The sequence below is a fragment of the Paenibacillus sp. 01T443 genome (assembly GCF_056398325.1).
This window is the reverse complement of the sequence record NZ_JBFTPE010000012.1, coordinates 139,533-155,192: the sequence shown is the minus strand read 5'-3', so window position 1 is coordinate 155,192 and position 15,660 is coordinate 139,533. Positions and strand designations below refer to the sequence as shown.

The following is a 15,660-nucleotide window of genomic DNA, read 5'->3' as shown; positions in this document are numbered from 1 at the left end:
GGGCAGAGGGGTTACATTTTCCGCAATGATTGCGATTAATCTGTGACAACTTCATATTACCTGTGCCACACAATGGCGGCATCCGATAAAGGCGGGAAAATAACCTATCGGAGGCTTATTAAATTATGTGTGGAATTGTAGGATATATTGGTAAACGTGACTCTCAGGACATTTTGCTCGAAGGATTGAAGAAGCTGGAGTACCGGGGATATGATTCCGCTGGTATCGCTGTCTTCACGAAAAACGGGCTCGAAATTACAAAGTCCAAAGGTCGTTTGGCGAACCTTGAAGGCTTGCTGCGCGAAGAACCGTTAGAGGGTTTTGTCGGTATTGGTCATACTCGCTGGGCTACTCATGGTAAACCTTCTGATTTGAACTCGCATCCGCACACGGACAACACGGCTAAGTTTTCCGTTGTTCACAACGGTATCGTTGAGAATTATTTGAACCTGAAAGAAGAATTGATGGCAAAGGGACATATTTTCGTGTCGGAGACGGATACGGAAGTCATTTCCCATCTCATTGCTGATGAATATGACGGCAACATCGTAGAAGCCGTTCAACGTGCGGTTAAACGTATGCGTGGAGCGTTCGCGCTTGGTGTCCTAACAGAGTTTGAACCAGACCGTCTAGTAGCCGTTCGTTTTGCAAGTCCGCTTGTTATTGGCGTAGGCGAAGGCGAAAACTTCATTGGATCGGATATTCCGGCTATTTTGGAGCACACGCGCAACGTTTACATTTTGAACGACGGCGAAATGGCCATTTTGACAAGCAGTTCTGTCGAATTGATGACGACTGAAGGCGAAAGTATTTCCAAGGAAATATTTCATGTCGATTGGGATCTTGTAACGGCGGAGAAAGCCGGATTTGATCACTTCATGCTGAAAGAAATTCACGAGCAGCCAAAAGCTTACCGTGATACGATGATTAGCCGCATTGCAGAAGACGGCAAATCTGTGCAATTAAAAGAGCTGGGAATGACAGCTGAATATATTAAATCAATTCGTAAAGTACACATTGTGGCTTGCGGAACGGCTTACCATGCAGGGCTTGTCGGTAAAACGGTTATAGAATCGCTTGCGCGCATTCCGGTTGAGACGGATGTTGCCTCCGAATACCGTTACCGTTCGCCGATCATCACACCGGATACCCTTGTCATTGTCGTCAGCCAGTCGGGCGAAACAGCGGATACGCTTGCTGCACTTCGTGAAGCACAGCGCAACGGCGCTCGCGTTCTAGCGATCACAAACGTTGTTGGAAGCTCGGTTGCACGCGAAGCAGACCATGTGCTTATCACTTGGGCAGGTCTTGAGATTGCGGTTGCTTCAACCAAAGCCTACACATCGCAGTTGATTGCATTCTACCTATTCGGCCTTCACCTTGCCGGCACGCTAGAAACAAAAGATGCAGCTTATATCGAAGAAATGATAGCTGCTATGCATAAGCTTCCTGAACAAGTTGAGTCTATCCTTGAACAGGCAGCAGTTCTTAAGAAGGTTGCAGAATCAATCTCGCATCACAAGCATTTGTTCTTCATCGGCCGCGGCGTAGACTACGCTGTAGCGCAAGAAGGTTCGCTCAAGCTGAAGGAAATCTCGTACATTCACTCTGAAGCTTATGCAGCAGGCGAGCTGAAGCACGGTACTTTGGCATTGATCGAGGACGGTATTCCAGTTATCTCTCTTGTAACGCAAGAAGAGCTTTACGAGAAAACACTTAGCAACATTAAAGAAGTTAAAGCTCGCGGAGCTCACGTTCTAGGTATAGCAAACGAAGGAAGCGAAGAAGAAGTAGCGAAATCTGTCGATGAGCTGTTCGCGATTCCGAAGACACTTCCGATCCTATCGCCAGCATTGTCCGTTATTCCGCTGCAACTGATTTCTTATTATGCATCGCTAGCGCTTGAGCATGACGTAGATAAACCGCGTAATTTGGCGAAAAGCGTTACTGTTGAGTAGGAATGTTTAACAGTTATTGGTATTTTTATTAGTCCGATGACATAAAAGTTAGAACTAGAAAGTCCCGAGGAATATTTCTCGGGATTTTTTCTGTATTCAGTATGATGAATGGCGAAAGGGTTCGATTGCAGCTGACCATCTTCGGTTTACGCTTCGTGCAGATCAACAAGGTCCAGTACGTATTCAGTGGTTTAGTCTATATCATGATTGGTGAACTGCTTCACATTAAGGAAGACGGGGTCAACATAACCCCTAATTATACCTAATCGAGCATTGAAAACATAAATATGTATAATAAGGGGACAGGATTTTTTTGCTGCAAGGCCCTGAAAAACGACGAAAGCAGATGAAATCATGCGATTCCTCCCACACAAAAACGTAACCAAAACGTTGACTTTCAAGCTTACGATTGGCTCGCAGCTCATTATCATTCCGCTTATCTTCTTCCTCATCTTCGATAATTGGTATTCCATAAATGTGCTGCACAAGAAAGTATCCGAGTCCAAGAAGGATACTATTGCACTATACATGAACGAGATCGACTCTGAATTGAAAAGTGCGGATGATTACCTAGTCAAAACGTTAAGTTACGATATGAGCATTTCTAATCTGGAGAATAACGATTCTGGCACGAGAGAGATCGCAAAAGTTAATTTAAAAGAAGATATTGTAAGGGCCATCGGTACCTATAAGCTGGTTGACGGGATTTTTGTCTATTCGAGCACGACGAAGGACTACTTATATTCCTTTAGCTCGCGCACCAGCTACGATGAAAGAATTGCAGTTGCGGAATATACGTCGGATAAGATGGATAATGGCGGAAGCCTTAGTGGGTTGAAGTGGTTTTCATCATCGGTCGATTCCTCCAATTACATGTTCAGAATCTTGAATATAGGCAGTGTGTTTGTAGGCGCTTGGATAAACCTAGATACTTTTATTCAATACATTAATGATTTGGATCTTAGTCAGAAGGAATCGTTTATTATGGCTTCTTCGGTAGGAGTGCCGTTAAATAACGCTGATTTCATTCGAAGTCATGAGATTGACCTGTCGGGAGATTTAAGCAGCTATTACTTTACCGGTACGAATAAAAATTACATGGTAATTGGGCAGGATTCAAAGAGGGGAGACTTGCGATTAACGGTCGTAGACAGTGAAAACAACATCCTCGAAGGGCTTGACCAAATTCAGATCGTTATTATTAGCATCGCTTTGCTTTCGATTTTGTGCATACCTCTAACCTTCGTCATACTGAGGAAATGGATATTCAAGCCGGTAACGAAAATAAAACACGCCATCAAAATGTTTGAAGGCGGGGATCTAAGCTATAACATTAAAGTAGAAGAGCATCCCTATGAATTTATGCTTCTGATTGATACATTCAATCATTTCACTTCACAGATTCAGCAGCTCAAAATTGATGTCTATGAAGAGCAAATTCATAAGCAGAAAGCGGAGCTCCAGTATCTTCAGATGCAGATCAAGCCGCACTTTTATCTGAATGCCTTCAACACTATCTATAGTATGGCTCAAATGAAAGACTATTCATTGATTCAGGAGATGGTCAGGAGCTTATCGGATTATTTAAGGTATATGGTTAGAGGGAATTTTACGCTTGTCCCATTCAAGGATGAGCTAAAGCATGTCCAAACGTATCTTCAAATCCAGAAGATCCGCTCAGGGGAAAATTTGATTTGCCATGTCGATGCCGACCAGCAGCTGATGAACTTGCAAATGCCGCCGCTTATCTTGCATACGTTTATTGAGAATATCATGAAGCATGCCCTTACGATGTACGAGCCGATAACGGTATACATTAATATGGCTTTGATTGAACAGGGGAACGGCAAGTTTGCATGCATCACGATCCAGGATAGCGGGAAAGGATTCTCAGCCGAAGCGCTGGACGATATTAATTCGGATAACGACCACCACAAAGATGATGGAGTGAGTATCGGGATCTGGAATATTAAACAAAGGCTCAAACTGATGTATGGGGGCAAAGCCAGCTTAACCGCAAGCAACAACGCCGGTGCACGAATCATGATAATTTTGCCGACAGAAACGGAGCCGATTCAGAATGAATATTTTAATCGTTGATGATGAAATCCAGACCGTCAGGGCTATTAAACACAGCATCGACTGGGACATGCTCAAGATTAATGAAGTCTATACGGCTCACAATATTACGCAAGCTAAGGAGATCTTGTCCACGACCGCAATAGACATCGCAATTTGCGATATTGAGATGCCGCAGGGCAATGGATTGGAGCTGCTTGCATGGATCAAAGAGCATTCTCTTGATACGGAAAGTATTTTACTTACTTGTCATGCCGAATTTGAATTTGCCAAAAAAGCGATTGAGCTTGGAAGCTTCGATTATTTGGTCAAGCCGATCCCATTCGAAGACTTGGAGCAGGTTATTTACAAAGTCGTGTCCAAGATTTCCTCAACAAAACGATTAAAAGAATACAGCGAGTACGGGGAGTACTGGATTAACAACCAATCAATGATTGAGGAAAGCTTTTGGTCCGATCTATTGCAAGGACAGCTCCCTGATCACCCTGCGGAAATCGCGCAAAACGCAAAAAAAAGAAATGTTGAGTATAAAACAGATGAACGGTATAGATTAGTATTGATTAGCAAAAAAAGACTGGTTACGAAGCTGGACGCATGGAACCATCAATTGCTCGATTACGCTTTGAAAAATATTGCGGGTGAAATCATATTCGGAAATGTGAACTCAAGCTCCCTCTTTATATTGAACGGTCAAATGATAGCCATCCTGCAGGAGGTTAAGAATAGGAAGCGCCATGAGGAAGAGATAAAGGAGGTATGCAAGGAAGTCATCGCTGCTTGCAATACCTACTTAGGATGCAGTGTAAGCTGTTATATAGGCGACTTCGTTTACGGCGAGCAGCTTTCTGAAAGCTATAAAAAGCTGCTGGAAATCGATAAAAACAACGTCGCATTAACGAGTAAAATCTTTGATTTAAACGAGTGGGATCGTGATGTCGATACTCCGATTGCCGCTTTGGAGACCCTTATTCAAGAGTGTACGGTTATGCTGCACCAGGGCCAAATAGAAAAATTGCAGCAGAAAATCATTGGCTATCTTCATGCTCTGGCAGCGGAGGAAAAACTCAATCTGGATGTCCTGCGCATTGTGCAGCATGATGTGCTGCAAATGGTGTATGCTTTCCTGCTGCAAAAAGAAGTTCAAGCCCATCAGCTATTCAAAGATCCGCAGTCGCAGGAGCTGTACCGGAATTCTGTAAGCAATATTGATCATATGAGAAACTGGATTCACTATTTTATCGGCAAGGCGGTCGGTTATACGGAAGAGATCGCAAAATCGCAGTCGGTTATCGGGAAAGTGAAGGAATATATGCATGCGAACCTGAAGAACGACATTACGAGAGAAGACATCGCCAATCATGTATACCTTAATCCCGACTATTTGACCCGAATATTCAAGAAATCTACGGGACTATCGATCATCGAATATTTGACTGATGCCAGAATCAAAAAATCGATTATTTTGTTGAACGATTCGAATTTGCCAATTAGTACGGTGGCTAGTGAAGTCGGTTATGATAATCTCACATACTTCTCCAAGCTATTCAAGAAAGCAGTCGGCAGCAGCCCTTCGGAATTCAGAAAACAGAGCGCAAAGTCGGAAAATGAATAAATATGGTCGGATAATAACAAATCCCAGCTATCTGGGGTTTGTTTTTTTGTATGAACGACTAGCATGTTTCGGATCGTGGTCGGAAACCGTCCAACAGAGGTCTGAGGATTTAAAGAGTTATAGGCGGAAACGCTTATATAATGATGGTAACCTGTCACAGAGAACCTGATTAAACATCAATTCTAGGGTTGTTTGTACGGTAATTGTAAACAAAGGGGAAATCAAGGTGAAAAAGAAAAGAAAAGTGATAACACTGTTAGCCATGGTTGCCTTGCTTCTTTCCGCCTGCAGCGGTGGAAATGGCGGCAGCAATAAAGGCGAAAATGATTCGAAAGAAACAGAAAAAAACACCAAGCCCGTCGAAATCGTATACGCATATCCCGTATTTGGTAACATACCGGCAGACATGCAGCGGATTGAAGACGAGGTTAACAAAATATCGATCAAAGAAATTAATGTGAAAGCAAAGCTGCTGCCGATCAGCGGCGGAAACTGGGGACAGCAAATCAATCTGATGGTCACCAGCGGAGAGAAGCTTGACGTGATGCCAACATTGGGTAATTTCAACAACATGGTAGCCCAGAAGCAGCTGCTGGATATGACGGATTTAATGGACAGTCTCGGTCAGGGGATCACATCTGCTGTGGGAGACAACTTCTTGAAGGGGACAAAGGTTGATGGAAAAGTCTATGGCATAACCGTTGGAAATGGCAAAGCAGCCGTCCCAAATATTGCGATGAGAAAAGACATATTGGACAAATACGGCTTAAGTATTGACAGCGTGAATACGATTGACGATATTGCCAAGATTTACGAGGTGGTATCCGAGAAAGAACCGCAAATGGCTATGCTTATTCCTAACGGGACAGGAAACGTTACATTGTCGCCGGCATCGCTATTGTTTCAATCGACATACGATAATCTGGGCGATGGCTTAGGGGTGCTTCTTGGCAACGATAACCACAAGGTTGTTAATTTGTTTGAGACGGAAGAATATACTTCCATCCTGAAAACGATGAATGACTGGTATCAAAAGGGATATATTCTGAAGGATGCGGCAACATCAAACGAGAGTGCTGTAAATCTGTTCAAAGCGGGCAAAGGATTCTCAGAATTTGTAAGCGGTGAAGCTGGCCTGGATGCCCAATTGGCGAGAAACACGGGACATCCGTTTGTCACGAAGAAGCTGCAGGATCCTTTGATTACTTCGGGAATCATTCAAGGTCTAACCTGGGTTATACCGGTTACCTCAAAAAATCCGGAAGCTGCTATGAAATTCCTAAATTTGACCTATACGAATGCCGATGTCATTAACTTGATTGACTGGGGCATCGAGGGTATGCATTACGAGAAGAAGCAGGATGGAACAATAGGTTACCCAAGCGGTGTGAATGCGGGCAATACAGGCTATGCCTTCGGCCAGGATTGGTTGATGGGTAACCAGCTGATCGCTCATGTATGGGAAGGCAATGATCCGAATAACTACAATATTCTCGAAGAAAACAATAAAACGGCGCCGATCTCCATCGCTCTCGGTTTCTCTTATGACAGTTCGAAGGTAAAGACGGAAATCGCGAATGTTAATAATGTAATTGATCAATACAGACCGGGGCTCGATACGGGAAGCTTGGACCCTGACAAGTACTTGCCGGAATTTAACGCGAAGCTGAAAGCGGCAGGGCTGGATAAGATTATCGCGGAAAAACAGAAGCAGCTAGACGCTTGGTTTGCCGCAAACGAGAAGTAAAATCATCTTGTCATCAGGTACAACTATGCAGATATTATAGCTGCTTAGTTGTACCCCATTTCATCCAGACATGCAAAAGGAAGGAAGGAGGATTGCTTTGAACACAACGATTAAAAAAAGAAAAAGTATGCTTTCCATGTATGTGATGATGCTGCCTGGGCTGTTGTATCTGTTGATTAATAACTATATCCCGATGACCGGTCTTTTTATTGCATTTAAGAATATTGATTACGCCCAAGGCATCTTTCATAGCGGTTGGGCAGGTTTAGAAAATTTTAAATATCTATTCAGCACATCCGATGCATGGGTGATTACGCGAAATACGCTTTTGTACAATGCGACATTTATTATACTCGGAACGGTGTTTGGAGTAACAGTCGGCATTATGCTAAGTGAGCTCTCCAGGAAATTTCTATCCCGGTTTTATCAAACGGTGCTGCTACTGCCGCAATTAATGTCCATCATTATCGTCGCGTATATTGCATACGCCTTTCTAAGTGTCGACACCGGTTTGATCAACAAATCGATCTTGCCTTTGTTCGGCATAGAACCTATCTCCTGGTATATGGAATCTACTTATTGGCCCTTTATCCTAGTTATTATCTACCTTTGGAAGGGCTTGGGGTATTCATGCATTATTTATCTTGCGTCGATTCTCGGTATTGATAAATCTCTCTATGAATCTGCAGAAATCGATGGAGCCGGAAAATGGAGACAGATTATCTCTATTACGTTGCCCATGCTTAAACCTACCATTATTACTTTGGTGTTGATGTCGATAGGAACGATCTTCTATGCGGATTTCGGTTTGTTCTATCAGATCCCGATGAATTCCGGAGCGCTCTACAATACGACCAATGTTATCGATACTTATGTTTACCGTGGATTGCTTCAGATGAACGACATCGGAATGGCCTCGGCCGCAGGCGCGTACCAGTCCGTAGTCGGATTCATACTGATTCTCCTGGCCAATTTTATTGTCAGGAAAGTAGACAAAGACAATGCGCTTTTCTAAGAGGTGAAGAGATGAAGAAGTTAACCAATAAGCAACCGATATTTCAAATCAGTATTAACATCATATTGTCCATCTTGGCACTGGCAAGTATTTTGCCGTTTTTGCTGCTCGTGATTTCCTCCTTTACGGAAGAAACGACTCTAACCCTTAATGGCTACTCATTTTTTCCCGAGAAATTCAGTCTGAACGCCTACGAGTACTTGTTTCAACAAAGCACCATGTTAGTGAGGGCCTACGGGATTACGCTTCTGGTGACCGCTGTCGGCACAAGCTTGGGGCTGCTGTTGACATCCTTGCTTGCTTATCCGCTCTCAAGAAGAGATTTTTCAAAAAGAAATATGTTTTCCTTCATCGTGTTTTTCACCATGCTTTTTAACGGGGGGCTGGTGCCTTCCTATCTGATGTGGACTGGATTTTTTCATATTAAAAATTCGATTTTCGCCTTGATTTTGCCCAATTTATTAATGAACGCCTTTTACGTGCTGCTTATGAAAAATTATTTCTCTAACAACATCCCGCCGGAATTGATCGAAGCCGCGGAGATAGATGGAGCGGGGGAATATAAAGTATTTTTTCAACTCATTCTTCCGCTTTCCTTGCCGATTCTGGCAACGGTAGGTCTCATGGTCGGGATTAACTACTGGAACGATTGGACAAATGGATTATACTACTTGACTGATCAGAATCTGTTTAGTCTGCAGAACGTACTAAACCGCATTCTGAGCAATATCCAGTTTCTCAGCTCAAGCAACGTAGGTCAGAAGGTAACCACCGAGCTGCCAAGCACCAGCATTCGAATGGCGATCGCTGTTGTGGGAATATTGCCAATTCTGGTGCTGTATCCGTTCTTCCAAAGATACTTTGTAAAGGGAATTACCATTGGCGCCGTAAAAGGATAGAAAGGGTGGATATGCATGGATCTGTCTATCGTTAACAGGAAAAGCAAATGGATCTGGACCGCTGGTCCCTATGATCGGGATAGCGCTTCATTTCTATATTTTCGGAAAGAACTTCATCTGGATCAGAATGTGAAATCCGCGGTTCTTCGGATAAGCGCAGACTCCAGATATCGCCTTTATGTCAATGGCGTTTCCATTGCGCAGGGGCCTTGCAAGGGAGACGATCAAGTCTGGTTTTATGACGAGGTGGATATCGGAACAGCGCTTCGGCCAGGTGTGAATGTATTCGCAACGGTCGTCCTCCGTTACCCCCAGCAGCATGACCGGGGAAACCATTCTATCTGGAGAACGGATATGCCAGGCTTGTATCTGGACGGAGCAATCACGTTGGAGGAAGGGACCGAGCTTTCCTTTGAAGCGGATGAGACTTGGAAATGCTTCTATGAGGATCGCATTCAACTAGGGCAAGCGAACCCTTATTTCGACCCGTTGTATATTACGGAAATCGCGAAAGGGAATATTCGTTCGCAGGGCTGGAAGCAAGCAGGCTTTGACGATCGTGATTGGACGGAGACGAAGGCCTATCCGATCAACCAAGTAAGAAAAGCGATTAGTCCAGGCGGGTTGACCCCTAGACCAATTCCTTTTCTTTATGAGAGGCCGAGCAGTTTTGAAAGTGTGGTGTGTGCAAGAACGCCAGATACGAATACCGACGAGTGGGCGAAGCTGATCGAAGCGCAGAGTGTCGTAACGATTCCACCTTACACAAAGGCGATTGTCGAAATCAGCACAGGCAGCGAGGTTACGGGTTTTCTGGAAACGGCTTTTGCTGGAGGAGCTGGAGCAACCGTGTCTATTCTTAGCACGGAATCCTACGTGTATCCGGCCAAAGATAGGAAAGGGCATCTTCCAACTCCCGCGAAGGGAGACCGGACCGACTTTATCCATGGACATCTGGAAGGCATGCCGGACACCTACCAGGTCGGCGGCTTCGGCACGATGGAGCAACTGGAGGAGTATGAACCCTTCTGGTTTCGGACTTTTCGATTTGTCCAGATCACCGTGGAAACCGAAGCGGAGCCTTTGACCTTCACAAGGCTAAGCTATCGGGAAACGGGGTATCCGCTTGAGGTTCAGACCAAGGTGGAAACCTCGGATGAATCCTTACAAGCCATTTGGGAGATCAGCGAGCGAACCTTGCGCCTCTGCATGCATGAGACCTATGAGGACTGCCCGTATTACGAGCAGCTGCAATATGCAATGGATTCGCGATCCCAAATCCTGTTTACGTATAACATCGCTGCTGATGATCGTTTGGCAAGAAAGTGTATCGATGATTTCTTCCGTTCCCAGCGTTACGACGGTCTGACTAACAGCTGTTATCCCTCTACCGGGCCTAACGTCATTCCCGGCTTCGCCATCTATTATATTCTCATGATCCATGACCATATGATGTACTTTGGCGACAAGAAGCTGGTTGAGAAGTATATGCCATCCGTCGAAAGAGTCCTTCAGTTCTTCGACCAGCGTTTGGAAGAAACGGGATTGACGGCAAGGACATCCGAGGGAGGGATGGGGAACCCCTACTGGTCCTTCGTCGATTGGGTAGCCACATGGAATACCGGCGTACCGAATGCCATCTATAAAGGGCCTGTAACCTTCGACTCTCTCTTATATCGGATGGGGCTTCAGGCTGCGGCGGAATTGGCCAGATACGTGAATCGACTCGATTTGGGATTACGCTTCCTGAAGAAAGCGGAAGGCATTAAGGGGGCAGTACTCGAATGCTGCGTGGGCAGAGACGGCTTGATTCAGGATGGTCCCGGCTTGGAAGAGTACAGCCAGCATGCCCAAGTGCTTGCGGTTTTGACCGATGTGGTGACGGGAGCGAATGCGAAGGGATTGATGGAAAAAGCATTGACGGATGAAACCTTAGCGAAATGCTCCGTTGCGATGGCTTACTACCTTTTCCGCGCAGTGGAGAAAGTCGGTCTCTATCACAAAACCGATGAGTTATGGACATTATGGAGAGGGATGCTGGCCAAAAATTTGACGACATGCGTTGAAGATGACGTGATGGAACGAAGTGATTGTCATGCTTGGGGATCTTTGATTTTGTATGAATTGCCAGCCATCGTTCTTGGGGTGCAGCCGGCAGAACCAGGTTATGCGAGTGTCAAGGTAAGTCCTACTCCAGGCTATTTATCTTGGGCGAGAGGCGAAGTCGTGACGCCGAAGGGGCTAATCAAGGTAAGCTGGGAAAAGGCAGAAGACAACGACAACATCACTCTCGCTGTCGAGGTACCGGAAGGGATAAAGTATGTAGTTTGATTGAGATTGACAGAAAGGCTGTCCAAAAGTCATTGAAGCGACGAAGGCATATCCCCGGGCCTCGGTCTTTCCACGCTAAAAAGTGGACTGCCCTAAATGTAATAAGACCCTTCCATATCCAAAACACAAAAGCCGGTAATTCCTTACGAAGGAATTACCGGCTTTTGTGTCTGCAAAATTACATGGTTAATCATTTCCATCATTAACGATTTTGGATCTAAGTTAAGGCAAGCTATGCGGCTAATTTTAATAGATGGTAAAAAAATTTCATTTTCACATCATTCTCTCATTTTCATTAGATATAATTGCAAATGACTTCGGAATGATTATCATTATCAAACAGATCATAAAATATGACCCAAAACGGTTTGCATCGAAGGAAGGTGGTGGAGAGTTGGACGCTCAAACTAGGTACAAGTCCGGAAAGTATCATCGAAACGCTAAATTGAAACACCGGTCACAACGAAGCAAATATAGAGTACTCGGAATCCTGATTGAACGAGGAACCCTAACGTCCGAGGAACTCGCGGTGCTTCTGATGATGCCGGCCCCATCCTTGAGCAAAGTGACCCAAAGTCTAACCGTTAGCGGATTAATAGCGAGGGCTGAGAAGGACGGCCAATTTATGGTCATTACGGATAACGGAGTGCGGGTATGGGAGGAGGCGAACCGTGATTGGCAAAAGTGGTTGGAACGCTACCCGGATCTCGTTTTCACTCAAGAACCTGAACCGTCGAACGGCGCCAACGCGGGATGACGAGAAAACTCAGCGGATTCGCCGGTCTTGTCCTCTTCATTGTTTTTTTACTCCTGAGCTGGCAGTTGTTCGACCTGCATCAACTGCTTGAACGGTTACGAATTGTACTCGTTCAGCCGGGATGGCTGCTATTCATGTTTGTCGTTTATCTTTTATCTTTTGTTCTCAAAGCAGCAGCCTGGCAGGCGTACACAGGCCGTGAACACGCAATCGGAATGTACTTGCATGGTATTTTTTACAGCTTACTGTTCAATCACTTGCTGCCAATCAAGGTCGGTGATCTTGTACGCACAGGTGTTTTAATGAAGAAGGCGAGTATGAGGTGGGATACTGCTCTCCACTCCGTCGTAATTATGCGTTTGACGGACTTACTTGTGCTAGGAACGATATCGGCCATTGGCATGCTGTGGTTAGGAATGAAGATGTCTTGGCTTGCGTTTGCTGTCATGGCAGCATTGGTCATTTTAGCAGTGGTGGCCTTGAAATGGTTTCCGATTCGGCGCTGGCCATTTGCCAATCGGCACTGGGAGCAGCTCAAAGCAATCGTTATGTCAAGGCAAGGCCCCTATATCCTGGCTCTTGTTGCCGTAAGTTGGATACTGGAAGCGGTAATCTTGTTCGGTATTGCCCATATGGGAGGCATACAGTTAAGCGCCGCTTCATCCATTTGGGCCAACAGCGTAACGATCGGAGGCCAAATCTTTCATGTTACACCAGGTGGAATAGGTACCTATGAGAGTACGTTAAGCGGCTCGTTGGCGGTGCTTGGAGTTAGCTGGGAAGAAGCCTATACCACCGCTTTGCTGACACATACATTTAAATTCGCTGTAGCCTTTATTCTGGGTTCCTATTCTTTGATCCGAATGCCGATTGGTCTGCGTGAAGCTAAGGAATGGATCCAAATACAGCGAAAGCCTTCCCTAAATTCGAATCATGCGCGTGAAAGGACATCCTTATGAAACAAGCTTCGCCTTTTGAGATTGTAGCGGCTAGATGTTGGAACCTTCTGAACGAGGGCAAGCCGTTTACGCCGATTTTTGCCACATCCGTATTCTTGCTGTATCGGTCTGATCAGTGGCTTGACAGTCGTTTTTGGGCAGGTACCGGCTTAAGTCTTCTTCTGATATTACCTTTGTTTTTTATATTCTATTATTTCGATTTCCCGCTTTTTCTAAGGAATTACTTATGGTTGCCGCTTGTAGCTTCTTTACTTTTATGGGAACCGCAAAATCTTTCCCTTCATGCGGCGGCAATCGGATTGTATTTCTTCTTCACCGTGTTTTTCTGGGGAACGTTTTATTACCGAATGCGGATCGGAACGTCATGGTGGAACTTTAAACGCTTCTGGAAGCTTGTGCTCAAGAACAGCGATTCGACAAGCGGTAATGCACAGGAACAACTGCCTAAGCTACTGCTGCTCTTGTTATTGTGGAATCATTTTTACGGCTTGCTGTTTCCTTCGGGAGAAATCCCTTGGCCCGCTGCCGGGTTCGCGGATGCTGTTATTTTATTGGGCATATTCACAGCGTGCTTGTGTCTATACAGCTGGATTCTGCATGCAAACCTTTTTGATTGGAAACCAAAAGAGACAACATTATACACAGATGGGCCTGATATGACGGGAAAGGCCACCAACGAGAAGGTCATCGTGATTGTCATTGACGGTATGCGCAAGGAGCGCTTTGAAGAAGCCGATGCTCCTTTTCTGAAGAAGCTGCGGTCGGAAGGAACAGAGTATACGCAGATGGAGACGGTCTATCCCGCAAGAACGGTCGTTTGTTTTTCATCCATGTTTACCGGTGCCCATCCCAAAGACCACGGTATACGTTCCAATATGGTTTGGAAGCTGGGAATTCGGGTGGAAAGTATTTTCGATTCGCTGCGGAAGGTTGGGAAGCGGGGACGTTTGCTTGGTATTGCCCATCTGATTGACTCCATGGGCGACGATGTGGAAAGCGTGACTGCCGTTATGCACAATGACAAAGCTGACCGCAATATCATTGACCGCTCCAAAAAGATAATGGCCGAGCAAAATCCTGATTTGTTCGTCGTTCAGATGATTGCCGTTGACCAAACCGGACATAGCATGGGTGTGCTGTACGATGAATATTTACAGAAAATCGCCGAGGCTGACAGGTTGGTTGAGGATTTTGTCGGTTGGCTGACAGATCAAGGCATGATGGAAAATACAACGCTTATCCTTTGCGCCGACCACGGTCAGGCTGACGGCATCGGCGGACATGGCCACCTGGATGAAGGAGAACGGTTTGTCCCTTTCTTCCTGCATGGTCCAACCATTCGCCAAGGCTGCAGAGTCGATGAGAGACACTCGTTAATTTCCATGGCACCAACGCTCGCTTATTTATTGGGAGCACCGTATCCAAGCGCAAGCCGCGGGCGGGTGTTGACGGATGCGTTCAAGCGTTAATACCTCAACCTCAAGGAAATGGCTTAATGAAAAGAGGAATACCATGAAATCTACAGGTAACAAAAAGCTTGTCGTATTCATACCTGCACATAACGAAGAAGCAAACATTGCGAGCGTCATTGCTCGTGTTCCGAGAGATTTCCATCCTAAGTATGACGTAAAGGTCATCATTATCGATGATGGCTCGACCGACCGGACAGTAGAGGTGGCGAAGGAAGCGGGAGCGGATTATGTACATTCCTTTGGGAAAAACAGGGGCCTAGGGGCTGCCGTTAGAGAGGGACTGAGGCAATCCTGCCTGCTGGACGCAGATATTGGTTTGATGATTGATGCTGACAATGAGTACCCGCCGGAGCAAATTCCTGAGGTTGTCGCCCCAATTATGGATAGGGAGGCGGACTACACGTTCGGTTCGCGATTTAAGGGGAGCATCGCAGGGATGAAGCTTCATCGCAGGCTAGGAAATTATTTTTTTACGCTGCTCCAGTCCGTGCTGCTGCGCAAATGGATTTATGACGGCCAATCCGGCATGCGAGGTTTTTCTCGGGAAGCGATGGAATGCGCGGAAATCATTCATGATTACAATTACGCCCAAGTGTTGACCTTGAATCTGCTGAGGAAGGGCTTTCGTCTGCAAGAGGTTCCTATCGCCTACAAGGTGAGGACACAGGGGCAGTCCTTCATTAAATTCCGGCAATATGTCAATTCCGTCATTCCGGCTATTTATAAGGAGATGAAGCGGCCCGCTCTTCGCGGTGCCTCCCTTGCCCGAAACAGGAAAATGCAGGATACCTCGGGTCAGCAAGCGTAACGGTTATCGCAACGAGAGGGGGT

Annotated in this window: 11 protein-coding genes; all 11 read left to right on the top strand. The window is 45.6% G+C overall.

Features of this window, described 5'->3' with window-relative positions; genetic code table 11:
• Nucleotides 1-125: 125 nt before the first annotated feature.
• A complete protein-coding gene (glmS, locus tag AC1DLI_RS23050) occupies nt 126-1,958 on the top strand; it encodes a glutamine--fructose-6-phosphate transaminase (isomerizing) (RefSeq protein ID WP_477606825.1) in 1,833 nt (610 codons plus the stop codon).
• Nucleotides 1,959-2,312: 354 nt separating this feature from the next.
• Nucleotides 2,313-4,058: a sensor histidine kinase gene (locus tag AC1DLI_RS23045; RefSeq protein ID WP_477606823.1), complete on the top strand. Its 1,746-nt coding sequence runs from the start codon at nt 2,313-2,315 to the stop codon at nt 4,056-4,058.
• Entirely contained in the window at nt 4,039-5,649 is a 1,611-nt protein-coding gene (locus AC1DLI_RS23040; RefSeq protein WP_477606821.1) for a response regulator transcription factor, read from the top strand. Before AC1DLI_RS23045 ends, AC1DLI_RS23040 begins: the two co-directional genes overlap by 20 nt.
• A 226-nt stretch (nt 5,650-5,875) precedes the next feature.
• Nucleotides 5,876-7,396: an ABC transporter substrate-binding protein gene (locus AC1DLI_RS23035; RefSeq protein WP_477606819.1), complete on the top strand. Its 1,521-nt coding sequence runs from the start codon at nt 5,876-5,878 to the stop codon at nt 7,394-7,396.
• A 91-nt stretch (nt 7,397-7,487) separates the two neighbouring features.
• On the top strand, nt 7,488-8,411 hold the full coding sequence (locus AC1DLI_RS23030; protein WP_477606860.1) for an ABC transporter permease: 924 nt from the start codon (nt 7,488-7,490) through the stop codon (nt 8,409-8,411).
• 11 nt (nt 8,412-8,422) lie between these two features.
• Nucleotides 8,423-9,310 carry a carbohydrate ABC transporter permease gene (locus tag AC1DLI_RS23025; RefSeq protein WP_477606817.1) on the top strand — a complete coding sequence of 296 codons (888 nt, stop codon included), beginning with the start codon at nt 8,423-8,425 and terminating at the stop codon, nt 9,308-9,310.
• Between the two features lie 15 nt (nt 9,311-9,325).
• Nucleotides 9,326-11,641, top strand: coding sequence for an alpha-L-rhamnosidase-related protein (locus AC1DLI_RS23020; RefSeq protein ID WP_477606815.1), 2,316 nt, complete (start codon nt 9,326-9,328; stop codon nt 11,639-11,641).
• A 394-nt stretch (nt 11,642-12,035) separates the two neighbouring features.
• Nucleotides 12,036-12,398, top strand: coding sequence for a MarR family transcriptional regulator (locus AC1DLI_RS23015; RefSeq protein ID WP_477606813.1), 363 nt, complete (start codon nt 12,036-12,038; stop codon nt 12,396-12,398).
• Nucleotides 12,395-13,357, top strand: a complete 963-nt coding sequence (locus AC1DLI_RS23010; protein WP_477606811.1) for a lysylphosphatidylglycerol synthase transmembrane domain-containing protein — start codon at nt 12,395-12,397, stop codon at nt 13,355-13,357. The genes AC1DLI_RS23015 and AC1DLI_RS23010 overlap by 4 nt, the downstream gene beginning before the upstream one ends.
• Nucleotides 13,354-14,826 (top strand): alkaline phosphatase family protein, encoded by a 1,473-nt coding sequence (locus tag AC1DLI_RS23005; protein WP_477606809.1) that lies wholly within the window; start codon nt 13,354-13,356, stop codon nt 14,824-14,826. The genes AC1DLI_RS23010 and AC1DLI_RS23005 overlap by 4 nt, the downstream gene beginning before the upstream one ends.
• A gap of 43 nt (nt 14,827-14,869) precedes the next feature.
• The gene (locus AC1DLI_RS23000) at nt 14,870-15,637 is read left to right on the top strand and encodes a glycosyltransferase family 2 protein (protein ID WP_477606807.1); all 768 of its coding nucleotides are present in this window, start codon (nt 14,870-14,872) and stop codon (nt 15,635-15,637) included.
• The last annotated feature ends 23 nt before the right edge of the window (nt 15,638-15,660 follow it).

Coding starts and splice junctions, on each gene's coding strand:
- AC1DLI_RS23000 (WP_477606807.1), top strand. CDS start 14,870: ATGAAATCTACAGGTAACAAAAAGCTTGTCGTATTCATACCTGCACAT.
- AC1DLI_RS23020 (WP_477606815.1), top strand. CDS start 9,326: ATGGATCTGTCTATCGTTAACAGGAAAAGCAAATGGATCTGGACCGCT.
- AC1DLI_RS23010 (WP_477606811.1), top strand. CDS start 12,395: ATGACGAGAAAACTCAGCGGATTCGCCGGTCTTGTCCTCTTCATTGTT.
- AC1DLI_RS23025 (WP_477606817.1), top strand. CDS start 8,423: ATGAAGAAGTTAACCAATAAGCAACCGATATTTCAAATCAGTATTAAC.
- AC1DLI_RS23045 (WP_477606823.1), top strand. CDS start 2,313: ATGCGATTCCTCCCACACAAAAACGTAACCAAAACGTTGACTTTCAAG.
- AC1DLI_RS23040 (WP_477606821.1), top strand. CDS start 4,039: ATGAATATTTTAATCGTTGATGATGAAATCCAGACCGTCAGGGCTATT.
- glmS (WP_477606825.1), top strand. CDS start 126: ATGTGTGGAATTGTAGGATATATTGGTAAACGTGACTCTCAGGACATT.
- AC1DLI_RS23005 (WP_477606809.1), top strand. CDS start 13,354: ATGAAACAAGCTTCGCCTTTTGAGATTGTAGCGGCTAGATGTTGGAAC.